General features: G+C 71.1%; 18 protein-coding genes. 16 read left to right on the forward strand and 2 right to left on the reverse strand.

Annotated features, from left to right (window positions below):
* Together AAAX36_RS09510 and AAAX36_RS09515 are read right to left on the reverse strand one after the other, a co-directional pair.
* Positions 1-1,292, reverse strand: a 1,292-nt coding sequence (locus AAAX36_RS09510) for a recombinase family protein (protein WP_349075308.1), incomplete at its 3' end; no start/stop codon positions are given.
* Positions 1,293-1,334: 42 nt separating this feature from the next.
* Positions 1,335-1,721 carry a helix-turn-helix transcriptional regulator gene (locus tag AAAX36_RS09515; RefSeq protein WP_349075311.1) on the reverse strand — a complete coding sequence of 129 codons (387 nt, stop codon included), beginning with the start codon at positions 1,719-1,721 and terminating at the stop codon, positions 1,335-1,337.
* A 151-nt stretch (positions 1,722-1,872) separates the two neighbouring features.
* On the opposite strand from AAAX36_RS09515, the gene AAAX36_RS09520 reads away from it, so the two are divergent.
* The 16 genes from AAAX36_RS09520 (at position 1,873) to AAAX36_RS09595 (ending at position 14,297) form a co-directional block, all read left to right on the forward strand.
* A complete protein-coding gene (locus AAAX36_RS09520) occupies positions 1,873-2,184 on the forward strand; it encodes a hypothetical protein (protein ID WP_349075313.1) in 312 nt (103 codons plus the stop codon).
* Positions 2,185-2,385 (forward strand): helix-turn-helix transcriptional regulator, encoded by a 201-nt coding sequence (locus tag AAAX36_RS09525; RefSeq protein ID WP_270224908.1) that lies wholly within the window; start codon positions 2,185-2,187, stop codon positions 2,383-2,385. It begins immediately after the preceding gene.
* Positions 2,386-2,555: 170 nt separating this feature from the next.
* Positions 2,556-2,801 carry a hypothetical protein gene (locus AAAX36_RS09530; protein ID WP_349075315.1) on the forward strand — a complete coding sequence of 82 codons (246 nt, stop codon included), beginning with the start codon at positions 2,556-2,558 and terminating at the stop codon, positions 2,799-2,801.
* The gene (locus tag AAAX36_RS09535; RefSeq protein WP_349075318.1) at positions 2,786-3,307 is read left to right on the forward strand and encodes a hypothetical protein; all 522 of its coding nucleotides are present in this window, start codon (positions 2,786-2,788) and stop codon (positions 3,305-3,307) included. Before AAAX36_RS09530 ends, AAAX36_RS09535 begins: the two co-directional genes overlap by 16 nt.
* Positions 3,294-3,830: a hypothetical protein gene (locus AAAX36_RS09540; protein WP_349075319.1), complete on the forward strand. Its 537-nt coding sequence runs from the start codon at positions 3,294-3,296 to the stop codon at positions 3,828-3,830. Before AAAX36_RS09535 ends, AAAX36_RS09540 begins: the two co-directional genes overlap by 14 nt.
* Before the next feature lie 37 nt (positions 3,831-3,867).
* A complete protein-coding gene (locus AAAX36_RS09545) occupies positions 3,868-5,172 on the forward strand; it encodes a ParB/RepB/Spo0J family partition protein (protein WP_349075321.1) in 1,305 nt (434 codons plus the stop codon).
* A 2-nt stretch (positions 5,173-5,174) separates the two neighbouring features.
* The gene (locus AAAX36_RS09550) at positions 5,175-6,500 is read left to right on the forward strand and encodes an AAA family ATPase (RefSeq protein ID WP_349075322.1); all 1,326 of its coding nucleotides are present in this window, start codon (positions 5,175-5,177) and stop codon (positions 6,498-6,500) included.
* Positions 6,500-7,021 carry a hypothetical protein gene (locus AAAX36_RS09555; RefSeq protein WP_349075324.1) on the forward strand — a complete coding sequence of 174 codons (522 nt, stop codon included), beginning with the start codon at positions 6,500-6,502 and terminating at the stop codon, positions 7,019-7,021. Before AAAX36_RS09550 ends, AAAX36_RS09555 begins: the two co-directional genes overlap by 1 nt.
* Positions 7,008-8,108 carry an ATP-binding protein gene (locus tag AAAX36_RS09560; protein WP_349075326.1) on the forward strand — a complete coding sequence of 367 codons (1,101 nt, stop codon included), beginning with the start codon at positions 7,008-7,010 and terminating at the stop codon, positions 8,106-8,108. The genes AAAX36_RS09555 and AAAX36_RS09560 overlap by 14 nt, the downstream gene beginning before the upstream one ends.
* A 41-nt stretch (positions 8,109-8,149) precedes the next feature.
* On the forward strand, positions 8,150-8,854 hold the full coding sequence (locus AAAX36_RS09565; protein ID WP_349075329.1) for a hypothetical protein: 705 nt from the start codon (positions 8,150-8,152) through the stop codon (positions 8,852-8,854).
* Positions 8,855-8,867: 13 nt separating this feature from the next.
* On the forward strand, positions 8,868-10,472 hold the full coding sequence (locus AAAX36_RS09570) for a DEAD/DEAH box helicase (protein ID WP_349075330.1): 1,605 nt from the start codon (positions 8,868-8,870) through the stop codon (positions 10,470-10,472).
* A gap of 3 nt (positions 10,473-10,475) precedes the next feature.
* Positions 10,476-12,905: an AAA family ATPase gene (locus AAAX36_RS09575; RefSeq protein ID WP_349075332.1), complete on the forward strand. Its 2,430-nt coding sequence runs from the start codon at positions 10,476-10,478 to the stop codon at positions 12,903-12,905.
* 180 nt (positions 12,906-13,085) lie between these two features.
* Positions 13,086-13,283, forward strand: a complete 198-nt coding sequence (locus AAAX36_RS09580) for a hypothetical protein (RefSeq protein WP_349075334.1) — start codon at positions 13,086-13,088, stop codon at positions 13,281-13,283.
* Entirely contained in the window at positions 13,280-13,696 is a 417-nt protein-coding gene (locus AAAX36_RS09585) for a hypothetical protein (RefSeq protein WP_349075336.1), read from the forward strand. The genes AAAX36_RS09580 and AAAX36_RS09585 overlap by 4 nt, the downstream gene beginning before the upstream one ends.
* Positions 13,693-13,878, forward strand: coding sequence for a hypothetical protein (locus AAAX36_RS09590; RefSeq protein WP_349075337.1), 186 nt, complete (start codon positions 13,693-13,695; stop codon positions 13,876-13,878). The genes AAAX36_RS09585 and AAAX36_RS09590 overlap by 4 nt, the downstream gene beginning before the upstream one ends.
* A 2-nt stretch (positions 13,879-13,880) precedes the next feature.
* Positions 13,881-14,297 carry a hypothetical protein gene (locus AAAX36_RS09595; RefSeq protein WP_349075338.1) on the forward strand — a complete coding sequence of 139 codons (417 nt, stop codon included), beginning with the start codon at positions 13,881-13,883 and terminating at the stop codon, positions 14,295-14,297.
* The last annotated feature ends 239 nt before the right edge of the window (positions 14,298-14,536 follow it).

Here is a 14,536-nt window from a genome sequence, read left to right on the forward strand (position 1 = left end):
CGCACGGCCTCCAGCGGGTCGGAGCGCCCCATGACGCGCCGCACCCAGAACTCCACCTGGTCGGCGTCGAGCGCCCCCATGCCGGCGCGCGCGTCGGCGATCTCGGCCTCCAGCGCCGCCCGCTCGTCGGACAGCGCGTTCAGCTTCTCGGCCACGGCGTCCACGGCGCCGGTCTTCGCGGCGAGGTCAACCATGCGCGACTGCTCGCGGGCGTTCTGCCCCAGCCTTTTCTCCATGGCGCGCACGGCGGCGAGGTCGTCGGCCAGCGCCGCCTCCTGCTCGGCCATGACGTCGGCCACGATGCCCTCCACGGCGCCGTCGTCGGCGGCCAGGGCGTCCGCCACCATGCGGGCCACCTCCGCCTCCAGCGCGTCGCGGCGCACCTGGTGGCCCGTCGCCGGGCAGCGGTAGTACGTGTACTTCCTGCCCGACTTCCCGTGGCCGCTGCTGGACTGGTAGCGGTGGCCCTCCGAGTCGAACAGCTTCCCCGACAGCAGGTAGTCCACCGTGGACCTCCTTCTCCTCGTGCGCAGCGCCAGGCGCCGCTGCACGGCGTCGAACTCGTCGCGCGGGATGATCGCTGGCATGCCGCCCTCCACCACCGTGTCCCCGTAGCGGTAGACGCCGCAGTACTTGTCGTTGCGCAGCATCTTGCCGACCGCCTGCACCGTGAGCGGGCCGCCGCCCTTCGAGCGCACGGCCGGCAGCGCCTCGATGATGGCGCGGAACGGCTCGCCCTGCTGGTACATGGCGAACACGCGGCGCACGGCGGCCGCCTCGCCCTCGTTGACCACGTAGCGGCCGTCCGGCCCGTGGTCGTAGCCGAACACCCGGATGCCGTTGTGGCGGCACTTCATGGCGTTGCCCGCCAGCCCGCGCCGCACGTTCTCGGAGAGGTTCGCGCTGTAGTACTCCGCCAGCCCCTCCAGCATCGACTCCAGCAGGATGCCGTCCGGGCCGTCCCCGGTGCGCTCCGTGGCGCTCACGAGCCGCACGCCGGCCTGCTTCAGGCGCCTGCGGTACACGGCCGCGTCGTAGCGGTTGCGCGCGAAGCGGTCGAGCTTGTACACGTACACGGCCGAGAACAGCCCCTTCTGGGCGTCGGCCACCATGCGCATGAACCCGGCGCGGCGGTCCGTGGTCGTGCCGGTCGTGGCGCGGTCCTCGTAGACGTGCCCCACGGCGTCGCCGGCCGCCTCGATGGCCGCGCGGCACACCCTCACCTGGTCCTCGATGGACTCCTCGCGCTGGCCCGCCGAGCTGTAGCGGGCGTAGATCGCCGCCGTGGCCATGGCCGGGCGCCTCCCCTCACATATCAATCGGATACCGCCGAACTACTCCCCGCCGGCGTTGGCCGGGTCGCGCGCCAGCGACGTGGCCACGCTGTGCAGCACGTGCCGGCCGTTCTCGTTCATCGCCTCGTAGGCGTCCCCGATGGCCTCCAGGCGCTTGTCTATCACGCGTACAGGTTTTGGCTCCGGTTCGTCCGGTATCCCCATGGCGGCGGCAATGACGCCTGGCGCGGCGAGGTCATACCCGTATAGCTCCGAAACGGTTACGCCGAAGAAGTCGGCCAAGCGCTTTACTTCGGAGCTTTTCTGCGGCTGGTTCTTGCACTGTTCCCAGTTTCTATACGTCCCGGGGTTCACACCCAGCTGCTCGGCGGCTTCCTTTTGCGAGAGGTTGGAGCGCTTCCTGATCGCTTTTAGCTCGTAAAGCATGCGATTTTCACCGCCTATCTGTGTACCTACTACATAACCTCGATTATAAATTGCAAATTATTAGTTGACTAGTACACGGATTCTTTGTATCTTACAGATGCAACAAGTTCGTGTACTACTACACGAACACAACCTACCGAGAGGAGAAGCAATGGACGAGAAGTACAGCCCGAGCTACGAGGCCACGGTGCCGGAGATGTTCAGCTTCGAGCTGGGCGAGAACGGCTGCATGGAGGAGACGCACCACTCCATCGCCTCGCGCATCAACGCGAAGTGGGGCTTCGACACGCTGGACATGAAGCTCATGGAGTCCGACATGTGCAAGCCCTTCGAGCTGGGCGGCAAGACGCACTACGCCTGCGCCAGCATCCGCTTCACCGTGCGCGGCGTCGGCTGGGCCACGGACTTCGAGACCATCGTGCGCGCACCCGAGTGGGACGACGACAAGGAGAAGGAGGAGTAGATGAACGGGAAGCTGATGAAGGAGCGCCGCGAGGAGCTGGGCATGACCCAGATGCAGCTGGCGGTGGCCGTGGGCGCGTCGAGCGTGACGCAGGTGAGCAACTGGGAGCGCGGCCGCACTTTGGCCAGCGTGCCCAAGCTGAGGAAGCTGGCCGAGGTGCTGGGCGTGACCATGGAGCAGCTGCTGGAAGAGGAGGAGTAATGGCGGAGGTGATCGTATATGGGCGCCACAGCCGCGGAGCGTCGGGCGGCGCTGACTGCCGCAAGGTCCGCGTTCGCCCTGCCGGAGGTCCGGCGGGAGTACGAGAGGTGGAGGGCCGAGCGCGCACAAGCCGCCAAGCACAGCGCGCCCAGTCCCCTGAAGAGGCCCGCGTGAGCGGGTACCCGCAAGTATCGCACAGGCGCGCCGAGTTCTGGCGCACGGTGCGCACGGCGCTCGCCGTGGCCCTGCTCGTCGCGCTCGCCGTGGGGCAGGCGTGGCAGCTCGGCTACACGCAGGGCACGGCGGCCGGCTACGGCGAGGGCCGCGCGTACGGCACGGACCGGGCGTACGAGCGCGGCTACTCCGCCGCGGTCTCCGACTACCAGGGGGGTGTGGCGGAATGGGCGATGGAGTAGAGACCATTGTGGCCATCGACCCCGGGTCGCTCCACACCGGCGTGGTCCACATGACGGGGCGCCGCGTGCTCGACTCGCGCACGTTCGCCTTCAAGGTGGGCTGCGGCGCGGACAACGACCTGCTGGACGCGCGCTGCGAGGAGATCTGGACGCTGCTGCGGAGGTTTCTGGATACCCACGAGCATGGGCCGGTCGTCATGGAGGGCTTCGTCCCCTACCCCGGGCGCTGCGGCGGCACCAAGGGCTCGCACCAGACGCCGTGGCTGTGCGGCCAGCTGCTGGGCCACCTGCGCGAGGCCGGCGAGGAGGTCGTGCTGCAGACCAGCAGGCAGGTGCTCAACGGCAGGACGCGCGGCAACGCCGCGTGGACCGTGGACTGGCTGAGGAACAGCCGGCAGTTCTACCTGGGGCAGGGTCTCGTGACCAACGAGCACGAGCGCAGCGCCTTCGCGCACGGCTGGTACTACCTGCACACCGGCGAGGGCGCGCCGAATGAGGAGGGGTGAGCGGTGCCGCCCGTGGACGGCCTCCGAGGAGCGCAGGCTGGCCGAGATCGCCGGCACGATGCCGAGGCGCGAGGTGGCCAGGGCGCTGAGGAGGTCCAACGAGGCCGTGCGCCAGAAGGCGTCCCGCATGGGCGTGAGCCTGCGCCACTGGGAGCCGAGGTGCTCCGAGACGTGCCCGGCGTGCGGGATGGCCCGCACGGGGCTGAGGGCGAGCGGCACCTGCCGCCCGTGCGAGCTGAGGGCGCTGGTGGCCCGCGCGGAGTCCGAGACGGCCGAGGCCATGGAGCGCCTGGGGCCGGCCGACCGCGCCGTGTACGCGTCCACCGAGACGAGGCTGCAGAGCGCACCGGACCCGAGGCCCGCGCCTCCCCGAACCGAGGGCATGACGCCCTACCGCGCCGCGAGGGCGCGCGACGCCTACCAAGAGGCGCTGGAGCGGTGGGAGGTGAGGACGCTCACCAGGCTGCTGAAGGCGAGGCGCCGACGCCTCGAACGGATGATTAAAAAAATCTCAAATCAATGACACAAACGCATTTTCCCAGCTAGGAGGAGTAGGAAACATGCAACTCAAGAGAGTAAAGACCGAGGACGTCTACCCGAGCGAGGGCAACCCCCGCCGCGACTTCGGCGACCTCGACGCGCTGGCCGCCAGCTTCGCGCTGAACCCGGCGCACCCCGGCGAGCCCATGACCCCGCCGCTGCTCGTGCAGGACGGCGGCGTGTACCGCATCGTCGACGGCGAGCGCCGCTGGCGCGCCATGCGCAAGGCCGGCACGGCCGAGTTCGACGCCGTGGTGTGCGAGGACTGGGGCGACGCCGACGCCGCGCTGGCGATGCTGGCCACCGACGACAAGAAGCCGCTGGACGACGCCGAGCGCAGCCGCGGCGCGCAGCGCTGCCTGCTGCTGGGCGTGGAGCCCGAGAAGGTCGAGCGCGCCGTGCGCAAGAAGGGCATGGCCCGCGTGCGCCGCGTGGCGTCCGAGATCGGCGCCGAGGCCGAGACCATGAGCCTGGACCACCTGCTGGCCGTGGCCGAGTTCACCGGCCAGCGCGCGGTCCGCGTGGCGAACGCGAGCGAGCGCGACTGGGTGCGCGTGGCCAACGAGTGCCGCCGCGAGATCGAGAGCGAGCGCACCGTGGCCGCCTTCGACGAGGCCGCCGAGCGCCTGGGCATCGAGCTGCACGGCCAGAAGTCCTTCGACACGGCCGGCTACGCCTACGACTGCCGCGCCGACAACCCCAAGGCGTTCGAGGCCAAGGCCGCCGACGACCCGGAGGGCGCCGCGTGGGTGCTGGTGCTGCCGACGACGGCCGTGCCGTACGCCTACCGCTACGTGCCCGCCGACACCGAGGAGAAGGCGGCGGCGTCCAAGCTGAAGGAGGACACCGACCGCATGGAGACGACGTGCCGCGAGGCGGTCGGCTCCATGTTCGCGCACCTCGCCGAGCGCCTGCTGGGGGGCGACTACCCGGAGCACGCCATGGCCAAGGCCGCCTCTGCGTTCCTGGGCGACCCCGCCAACGAGTGGTCGGCCTACACGGAGGCGTCCGAGGCCCTGGACGCGGCGGGCTACGACGGCACGCGCCCGGACGGCCGCATCACCGGCATGTGCGGGGCCTACGCGCTCCACGACTGGCTCAACGACGCGACCCCGGGAGGCGGCGCGTGGATGTGCGTGGCCGGCGGCCAGCCCGGCGGCACCGTGCAGGCGGACGTCGCCGTCGCGGCGTGGCTGGAGGCCGTGGCCGCGGCCGTCGAGGACGGCTGGCGCATGGGCGCGGGCCAGATGCAGCTCGTGGCGGAGGCCAAGGCATGGCTGGAGGCCGTGCGCGAGAACGAGAACGAGAACGAGGAGGAGAAGTAGAGATGGTCAAGATCGCATCGGTCGAGGCCGAGAACGTCAAGAGGGTGAAGGCGGTCTACCTGGAGCCGCGCGCCGAGGGGCTGACCGTGATCGGCGGCCGCAACGGGCAGGGCAAGACCAGCCTGCTCGACGCCATCGGCTGGGCGCTGGGCGGCGACAAGCTGCGCCCGTCCAACGCGGCCCGCGAGGGCGCGGCGAGCGCCCCGGCGCTGCGCGTGGTGCTGGACAACGGCATCGTGGTGGAGCGCCGCGGCAAGAACGGCTCGCTGAAGGTGACCGACCCTTCCGGCCGCAAGTCCGGGCAGGCGCTGCTGAGCTCGCTGGTGGACCGCCTGGCGCTCGACCTGCCGCGCTTCATGGAGTCGAGCGACAAGGACAAGGCCGAGACGCTGCTGTCCATCCTGGGCGTGGGCGACCGCCTCGCCGAGCTGGACGCCAAGGCGAGCAGCGTCTACAACCAGCGCCACGACGTCGGCGTGATGGAGCGCCAGAAGCGCGCGAGCGCCGAGGAGATGCAGTTCTGGCCGGACGCCCCGGCCGAGGAGGTCGACGCCGCCGAGCTGATCGCCGCGCAGTCCGCCATCCTCGCCCGCAACGGCGAGAACCAGCGCAAGCGCAACGAGGCGGAGCGCATCAACGGCCAGCTGGCCGCGGCGCGCCAGCAGATGGCGGCGCTGAAGCAGCAGGAGTCGCAGCTGGCCGCGTCCATCGAGGCCAAGGCCGCCGAGGTGCTGAAGCTCACCATGGACGCCGCGACGGCGAGCAAGGACGCCGCGCAGCTGCACGACGAGTCCACCGACGAGCTGCAGGCGCAGCTGGCCGCGGCCGACGCCGTGAACGAGAAGGTGCGCACCAACGCCCGCCGCGCCCGCGCCATGGCCGAGGCCGACGAGCTGAAGTCCCAGTACGACGACCTGGACGCCGAGATGGACCGCATCCGCGCCGAGCGCACGGACCTGCTGCGCGGCGCCGACCTGCCGCTGCCGGGCCTGTCCGTCGACGAGGAGGCGCGCCTGACCTACGGCGGCCAGCCGTGGGACTGCATGAGCGGCAGCGAGCAGCTGAAGGTGGCCACGGCCATCGTGCGCCGCCTGAAGCCGGAGTGCGGCTTCGTGCTGGTCGACAAGCTGGAGCAGATGGACCTGCAGACGCTGGCCGAGTTCGGCGCGTGGGCCGAGTCCGAGGGCCTGCAGGTGATCGGCACGCGCGTGTCCACCGGCGGCGAGTGCAGCCTGGTGATAGAGGACGGCCGCGGGCAGCTCGGCGAGCCCGGCGGCACTGAGAAGGCCGAGGCGCCCGTCGCGCCGGCCGGATGGGAGATCAGGTAATGGGGGCCTTCATCGACCTGACTGGGCGCAAGTTCGGGCGGCTCACGGCGCTCCGGCGAGACGGCACTATCAACGGCAGAGCGGCGTGGCTTTGCAAGTGCGACTGCGGCAACGAGGTCGCCGTACTGTCAACCTCGCTAACGAGCGGCAACACACGCAGCTGCGGCTGCATCCACTCGGAACAGTTGGCGGCCAGGAACAGAGCGCACGCAACGCACGGCGGCAACAGGTCGCGGCTGTACGGCGTGTGGCACGCCATGAAGCAGCGCTGCTACGACAAGTCCCGCAAGGACTACCCGAATTACGGCGGCCGCGGCATCCGCGTGTGTGACGAATGGCTGCACGACTTCGGTGCATTTCGCAACTGGGCGGAATCAGCCGGATACGACCCCGACGCGCCTTATATGGCCTGCACTTTGGACCGTATAGACGTGAACGGCGACTACTGTCCTGACAACTGCAGGTGGGCAGATGCAAAAACACAGGCCAACAACAGGAGGAACAACAATGCTGAACATTAGCCGCGGGGCGACCATCCACCCGCAGAAAGTGGCCCTCTATGGCGTTGAGGGTGTCGGCAAGACCACGCTGGCCGCGCAGTTCCCCGACCCGCTGTTCATCGACACCGAGGGCGGCACCGAGGGCTACGACGTGGCCCGCACCCAGGCGCCGCAGAGCTGGACGGCGCTGAAGGACCTCGTGCGCGCCGTGGCCGCGGAGCGACCGTGCGGCACGCTGGTGCTGGACACGGCCGACTGGGCCGAGCGCCTGCTGTGCGCCGAGCTGTGCGCCAAGAACAAGTGGCAGAGCATGGAGGCGCTGAACTACGGCAAGTGCTGGCAGTACGCGCTGGAGGAGTTCGGCCGCCTGCTCGACCTGCTCACCGACGTGCGAGACGCCGGCATGAACGTGGTGGTGACCGCGCACGCCACGGTGAGCAAGTTCGACCAGCCCGACGAGGCGGCGAGCTACGACCGCTGGACCATGAAGATGTACAAGAGGGACGCCGCCCTGCTGAAGGAGTGGGCCGACGCGCTGCTGTTCGTCAACTACAAGACCGTCGTCGAGATGGTCGGCGAGGGCTTCAGCGCCAAGGGCAAGGCGCGCGGCGCCAAGCGCACCATCTTCACCACGCACCACGCCGCCTGGGACGCCAAGAACCGCTGGGGGCTTCCCGACGAGGTGCCGCTGGGCTACGAGGCCATCGCGCCGCACGTGCCCTCCCCCATGGCGCCCGCGGCCCCGCAGCCGGCCGCGACCCCGGCACCCGCCACGGCACCGGCACCGGCACCGGCACCGCAGCCCGTCCCGGCACCCACCCAGGCACCGGGGCCCCAGCCGGCACCCGCGGGCGACGCCCCGGCGAGCATCCCCGGCACGGAGGGGCTGCCCGCGTTCTGGGCTCCGGCCGTCCAGCTCATGGAGCGCGACGGCGTCACGCCCGACGAGGTGCGCGGCTTCGCGGTGCTGCAGGGCCACTTCACGCCCGACACGCCGCTGGCCAACTACCCGGCCGACTACGTCGCCGGCCTGATCGTCCCGCAGTGGGACGCGGTCAAGGCCAAGGTGGCCGAGTACCGCGCCGCCGAGGACGTGCCCTTCAACTAGCAGAGAGCCGCCGAGGGCGGCGAGAGAGAAAGGATTGAGAGATGGCAGAGATGCAGGACGTGGCGCTCGACTGGGACGTGTGCGAGGCGGACCCGGACGACGGCAGCCACGGCGGATGGACGCTGCTGCCCGAGGGCTTCTACCCCTTCCGCGTCGAGAAGATGGAGCGCGAGCGCTACCAGGGCTCGCAGAAGATGCCGCAGTGCCCCATGGCCAAGCTCACGCTGTCCGTGACCGGCGCCGACGGCCGCGACACGACGGTGCAGCAGCGCCTGTACATCACGCGCAACCAGCTGTGGAAGGTCTCGCGCTTCATGGAGTCGGTGGGGCGCGGCCGCAACGGGGCCGGCAAGGTGATCATCGACTGGGGCGGCATCGAGGGCTCGACCGGCTGGGTCAAGCTGAAGGTGCGCTCCTACACCGGCCGCGACGGCCAGGAGCGCCAGACCAACGACGTCGAGTGGTTCGTGAAGCCCGAGGAGCAGGAGGAGGCGTGGAAGTCCTACGACGCCGCATGCAGGGCCGCCGCCGACGTATCGAACCTCACGCAGGCCGTCCCGGCGCCGCAGCAGCAGGCCCCCGGATACGCCCCGCAGGCGTCCCAGGCGCCCCAGAACGGCGCGTTCGCGCCCGCGCCGCAGTACTCGCCCGCACCGGGCGCACCCGCCCCGCAGGCGGCCTCACAGGGCGTCCAGCCGCCGGCCTTCCAACAGCAGGCGGCCCCCGGCGCCTGGGGCATCCAGTAGGGAGGCGGCACCCGTGGAGCTGAGACCCTACCAGCAGGCCGCGCGCGAGGCCATCGAGCGCGAGTGGGAGGGGGGCCGGGCGCGCACGCTCCTGGTCCTCCCCACGGGGTGCGGCAAGACCGTGGTCTTCTGCACCGTGGCCAAGGACGTCGTGGACGCGGGCGGCCGCGTCCTGATACTCGCCCACCGCGGCGAGCTGCTGCAGCAGGCCGCCGACAAGCTGCGCGCCGCCACCGGGCTGGGCTGCTCGGTCGAGCGCGCCGAGGAGACGAGCGCGGGCAGCTGGTACCGCGTGACCGTCGGCAGCGTGCAGACCCTCATGAGGCCCAAGCGCCTGGCGCGCTTCGCCCACGACCACTTCGACGCCATCGTGGTCGACGAGGCGCACCACGCGCTGTCCGACTCCTACCAGCAGGTGCTGGAGCACTTCCCCGGCGCGAAGGTCCTGGGCGTGACCGCCACCGCCGACCGCGGGGACAAGCGCGACCTGGGCCAGTACTTCGAGAGCGTGGCCTACGAGTACACGCTGCCGACCGCCATCCGCGAGGGGTACCTGTGCCCCATCCGCGCCGAGACCGTGCCGCTGCCCATCGACCTGGCCGGCGTCAGGGTCTCCTCCGGCGACTTCTCCGCCGGCGACCTGGGCACGGCGCTGGACCCGTACCTGGGGCGCATCGCCGACGAGATGGCCGCGGCCGGGTGCATGGGCCGCAAGACCGTGGCCTTCCTGCCGCTCGTGGCCACGTCCAAGAAGTTCGCGGCGGCGCTAGCGGAGCGCGGCTTCGACGCCATGGAGGTCAACGGCGACAGCCCCGACCGCGCCGAGACGCTGGCGCGCTTCGACGCCGCCGGACCCGGCTCGGTGCTGTGCAACTCGATGCTGCTCACCGAGGGCTGGGACTGCCCCAGCGTGGACTGCGTGGTGGTGCTGCGCGCCACAAAGGTGCGCAGCCTGTACGTGCAGATGGTGGGCCGCGGCACCCGCCTGAGCCCGGCCACCGGCAAGACCGACCTGCTGGTGCTCGACTTCCTGTGGATGACCGAGCGCCACGACCTGTGCCGCCCGGCGCACATCGTGGCCAGGTCGCCCGAGGTGGCCGAGCGCATGACCCAGATCGCCGGGGCCGCCGGCGGGCCGGTCGACCTGGACGCCGTGGAGCGGCAGGCGTCCGAGGACGTCGTGCGGCAGCGCGAGGAGGCGCTGGCCGAGCAGCTGGCGTCCATGCGCAAGAGGAAGCGCGCGCTGGTGGACCCGGTGCAGTTCGCCATGAGCATCCGCTCGGAGGACCTGGCCGGCTGGGAGCCCGCGTTCCCAGCCGAGCTGGAGCCGCCGACGGACAAGCAGCTGGCGGCGCTGGAGCGCTACGGCATCTTCCCGGACGCCGTGGAGTGCCGCGGCAAGGCCAGCCTGCTGCTGGACCGCCTGGCGCAGCGCCGCCGCGAGGGGCTGGCGACCCCCAAGCAGATACGGCGGCTGGAGTCCTACGGCTTCCGCGCCGTGGGCACGTGGCCGTTCGAGGCGGCCAGCAACATGATCGGCCGCATAGCGGCGCAGGGCTGGCGCGGCGTCCCGCGCGGCGTCGACCCGGCGACCTACGACCCGAGGAACGGGGTGTAAGGGATGGACGACTACGGATACGGCGGCGGCAGCCTGCTGGAGGACGACCTGCAGGGGCTGCTGGACGCCGTGGACCCCGCGGGGCTGGACTACCGCGGGTGGGTTGACGTCGGCATGGCGCTGGCGGCCGAGGGCGTGCCGTGGGAGGTCTGGGACGCGTGGAGCGCCCGCGACGCAGCCCGCTACCACGCCGGGGAGTGCGAGCGCAAGTACCGCACCTTCCGCGCCGGCGGCGACGGCCGCGTGAACGGCGGCACGCTCGTGCACATGGCCATGGAGGCCGGCTACGAGCCGCCCGCCTCCGACGACGTGGCGCTGGACTGGGACGTGTGCGAGGCCGACCCGTGGGACGGCCCCGGCCAGCCCGGCGCCCGCGACTGGCGCACGACCCGCCCGCAGGCGGCCCCGGCGGCCAAGCCGGCCAACGTCGTCGTGGACCCCACGTGGCTGGAGTCCGACGAGCTGCGCGAGCCAGACGCGGCGGACTGGCACCCCGGCGAGCAGCTCACGCGCTACCTGTCGGCGCTGTTCGACCCCGAGGACGTGGTGGGCTACGTCACCGAGGCGTTCGAGCGCGACGGCCGGTGGACGCCGGCGGGCAAGGGCATCTACACCCGCACCGCCGGCGAGCTGATCGAGAGCGTGGCCAAGTACGGCGACGACCTCGCCAGCTCCATCGGCGCGCCGAACCCCGAGAGCGGCGCGTGGATACGCTTCAACCCGCTGGACGGCGGCGGCGTGCGCAACGACAACGTGGCGGAGTTCCGCTACGCGCTCGTGGAGTCCGACGAGATGGCGCCGGGCCGCCAGATGGCCGTCATGCGCGCCCTGGAGCTTCCCATCGCCGCCGTGGTCCACAGCGGCAACAAGTCCGTGCACGCCATCGTGCGCGTCGACGCCCGCGACTACGACGAGTACCGCAAGCGCGTCGACTTCCTGTACCGCACGTGCGCCGACAACGGCCTGAAGCTCGACACCCAGAACAAGAACCCGTCCCGCCTGTCCCGCATGCCCGGCGCCATGCGCGCCGGCCGCAGGCAGTGGATGGTGGCGGGCTCCATGGGCAGGGCGAGCTGGAAGGAGTGGCGCGAGTGGCTGGAGGAGCAGAACGACGACCTGCCCGACCCCGAGACGCTGGCCGCCACGTGGGACGACCCGCCCGAGCTCGCGCCGCCGCTGATCGAGGGCGTGCTGCGCCAGGGGCACAAGATGCTCCTGGCCGGCCCCTCCAAGGCGGGCAAGTCCTTCGCCCTGATCGGGCTCACCGTGTCGCTGGCCGAGGGGCTGCCGTGGTTCGGCTGGAGGTGCGCGCAGGGCCGCGTCATGTACGTGAACCTGGAGCTGGACCGCGCATCGTGCCTCCACCGCTTCCGCGACGTCTACGCCGCCATGGGCGCCGAGCCGCGCAACCTGGAGAACGTGTGCATCTGGAACCTGCGCGGCCGCTCCAAGCCCATGGACCAGCTGGCGCCGGCGCTCATACGCCGCGCGGCCAAGGAGCGCCCCATCGCCGTCATCATCGACCCCATCTACAAGGTGATCACCGGCGACGAGAACTCGGCCGACCAGATGGCCGCGTTCTGCAACCAGTTCGACCGCGTGGCCGACAGCCTGGGGTGCGCGGTCATCTACTGCCACCACCACTCCAAGGGCGCGCAGGGCGGCAAGCGCTCCATGGACCGCGCATCCGGCTCGGGAGTCTTCGCCCGCGACCCCGACGCGCTGCTGGACATGCTGGAGCTGCACGTCTCCGACGAGCTGCGCGCCCAGCTGGAGGCGAGGCGCGTGGGCGGCTGGTGCGAGGCGTGGATGGACGCCAACGCGCAGGCGCTCGGCGACTGGCGCGCCGCCGTGCCCGACGACGCCAGGGCCGCGGGCGGGGACGCGATGGTCTCGGCGTGCCGCTCGCGCGTCGAGGCCGCCCGCCCGGAGTGGGCCGGCGCGTTCCTGGACGGCGTGGTGGCCGCGCGCCGGTCGGCCTGCGCCATGACCGCGTGGCGCGTCGAGGGGACCCTGCGCGAGTTCCCGCGCTTCGAGCCGGTGAACCTGCTGTTCGACTACCCCATGCACCGCATCGACTCCACCGGCGCGCTCGCCGACGCCAGCCCCGAGGGCGAGGAGCTGGGCCGCGCGGACTACCGCGCGCAGGGCCGCGAGCGCAAGGCCAGGAACGACGCCCGCAAGCAGGAGGCCAAGCTGGCCGCGCTGCGCGACGGCATGGCCGCCTGCGCCGAGGACGGCGTGGACGCCACCGTGGCCAACGTGGTGGAGCGCATGCCAGAGGTCGACGGCAGGGCGCCCACCGAGGGGCAGGTGAAGAACTGGGTGAAGGCCGACAAGAACGACTGGTGCCCGATCATCTCCGAGGGCGGCAGGGGCAAGCCCGGCGTGCTGCGCGACCCGGAGATGGAGGCGGCCATGACCGGCTGGTAGTTAGGTTAGGTCGGACTATACCTAAAGGTATAAGAGTGACCTAACCAACCTAACGGCAAGACCTAGGGTTACGGGGGACGTGCGTGCGGGCCAAGGCCGCGCCCGCACTCGTGCGCGACGCTCCCGCCCCCGCAACCTAGGGCTCATGCAAGAAATAAGAACGAACGAGAGGAACGAGAGATGAAGGTCTACGAGTGCGACCGCTGCGGGCGGTACGTGGAGATGGACGCGAGGATGTACGTGCACAGGCCGTACCGCGGCATCTGGAAGGTGGGCAGCAGGAGGCACCTGTGCCCGGAGTGCACTGAGAGTTTCAAGGAGTGGTTCGCCGCCGGCGGGAACTACCGCAAGGAGGCCGTGGAGGTGACCGGGCGATGAAGGTGGACGTGCCGGGACGCGGCGCCGTGGATATCAGCCGCGTGGCGATAGTGGGGCCGGTCTGGACCGACCTCGACATGTACGGCGAGACGTGCGGGCTGCTGCAGAGGACGGCGGACGCCGCGGCGGAGGACGCCGGCACCGTCAAGTTCGGCTGGCTCCCGTGGCACCCGACCGTGGACGACGGCCACAGGCTCCGGCAGATGGTGCGCGACCTGACCACCGAGTACCAAGACGGCAGCCCGTGCGTCGACGGCGTGTGCCTGCTCCCCGGATGGAACACCGACGGGGCGGCGACCTTCGCCGCGGCCGTGGCGAACACGTGCGGCGCCACAGTCATGGGACTGGAGGAGTGGCTGCGCGCCCTCGAACCGGACGACGCGGAGCGCGGAGAGGAGGCGAGCGGCCGATGAAGATGCACCGGTACACGTGCGAGCGCTGCGGGGAGACCGTGGCCATGGAGCTGCCGAGGTACGCCAGGACCGTGCTCGCCGACAGCGTGAGGGTGAGGGGCACCGACCGCGAGCTGTGCCCGGAGTGCATCCGCGGGCTGCGCGTGTGGTTCGCGGCCGGGCAGAGGAAGGGCGGTGAGTAGCCATGGGCATCTCGATCATGGACACCGACCTGCCGGCGACCTCCCCGCTGCCGCAGGTGCCGCGCGTGCGGTACACGGACGCGGGCGGGCGCGTCCACGAGGGGTGGTACGCGTTCCGCGAGGCGCGGCAGACATGCCCGCTGGGGAACGACCGCCTGCGGCCGGGGGACTGCATGCACCTCATCGTCTCCGACGGCCTCGCCGACTGGAACATGCCGCGGGACGTGAGGGTGCAGGCCATCGAGCCGGACGGCGGCGAGGTCGAGCTGCTGGGCGGCGGGGCCGCCGGGTGCCGGCTCGCCGCCGAGAACCTGCTGGAGCTTCTGCGCGGGCTGCCGGACTCGCTGGCGCGCGAGCTGGCGACGAGGGCGGCCGAGGAGTGCGCGCTGTGGATAGACGAGATCGAGGAGGACGAGTGATGGACGGTACGGACGAGAAGCGCAAGAGGCGCCCGAGCATCGAGGTGCGCTGCCCGAAATGCGGGACGCGCACGGTGTGGCACAGGCTGCCCAGGGCCGGCGACGAGTGCCGCTGGTGCGGGCACGCGTTCGCCGACTTCGAGTGGCACGAGACCAAGGGGGTGCGCGGTGGACGAGGGACCGAATAGGGGCTGCCTGCTCGTGCTGCTGGCGGCGCTCGCCATCGACCTCATGGTGCT

Origin of the sequence: Collinsella sp. CLA-ER-H10 (assembly GCF_040092475.1) — a bacterium.
Taxonomy (GTDB): domain Bacteria; phylum Actinomycetota; class Coriobacteriia; order Coriobacteriales; family Coriobacteriaceae; genus Collinsella.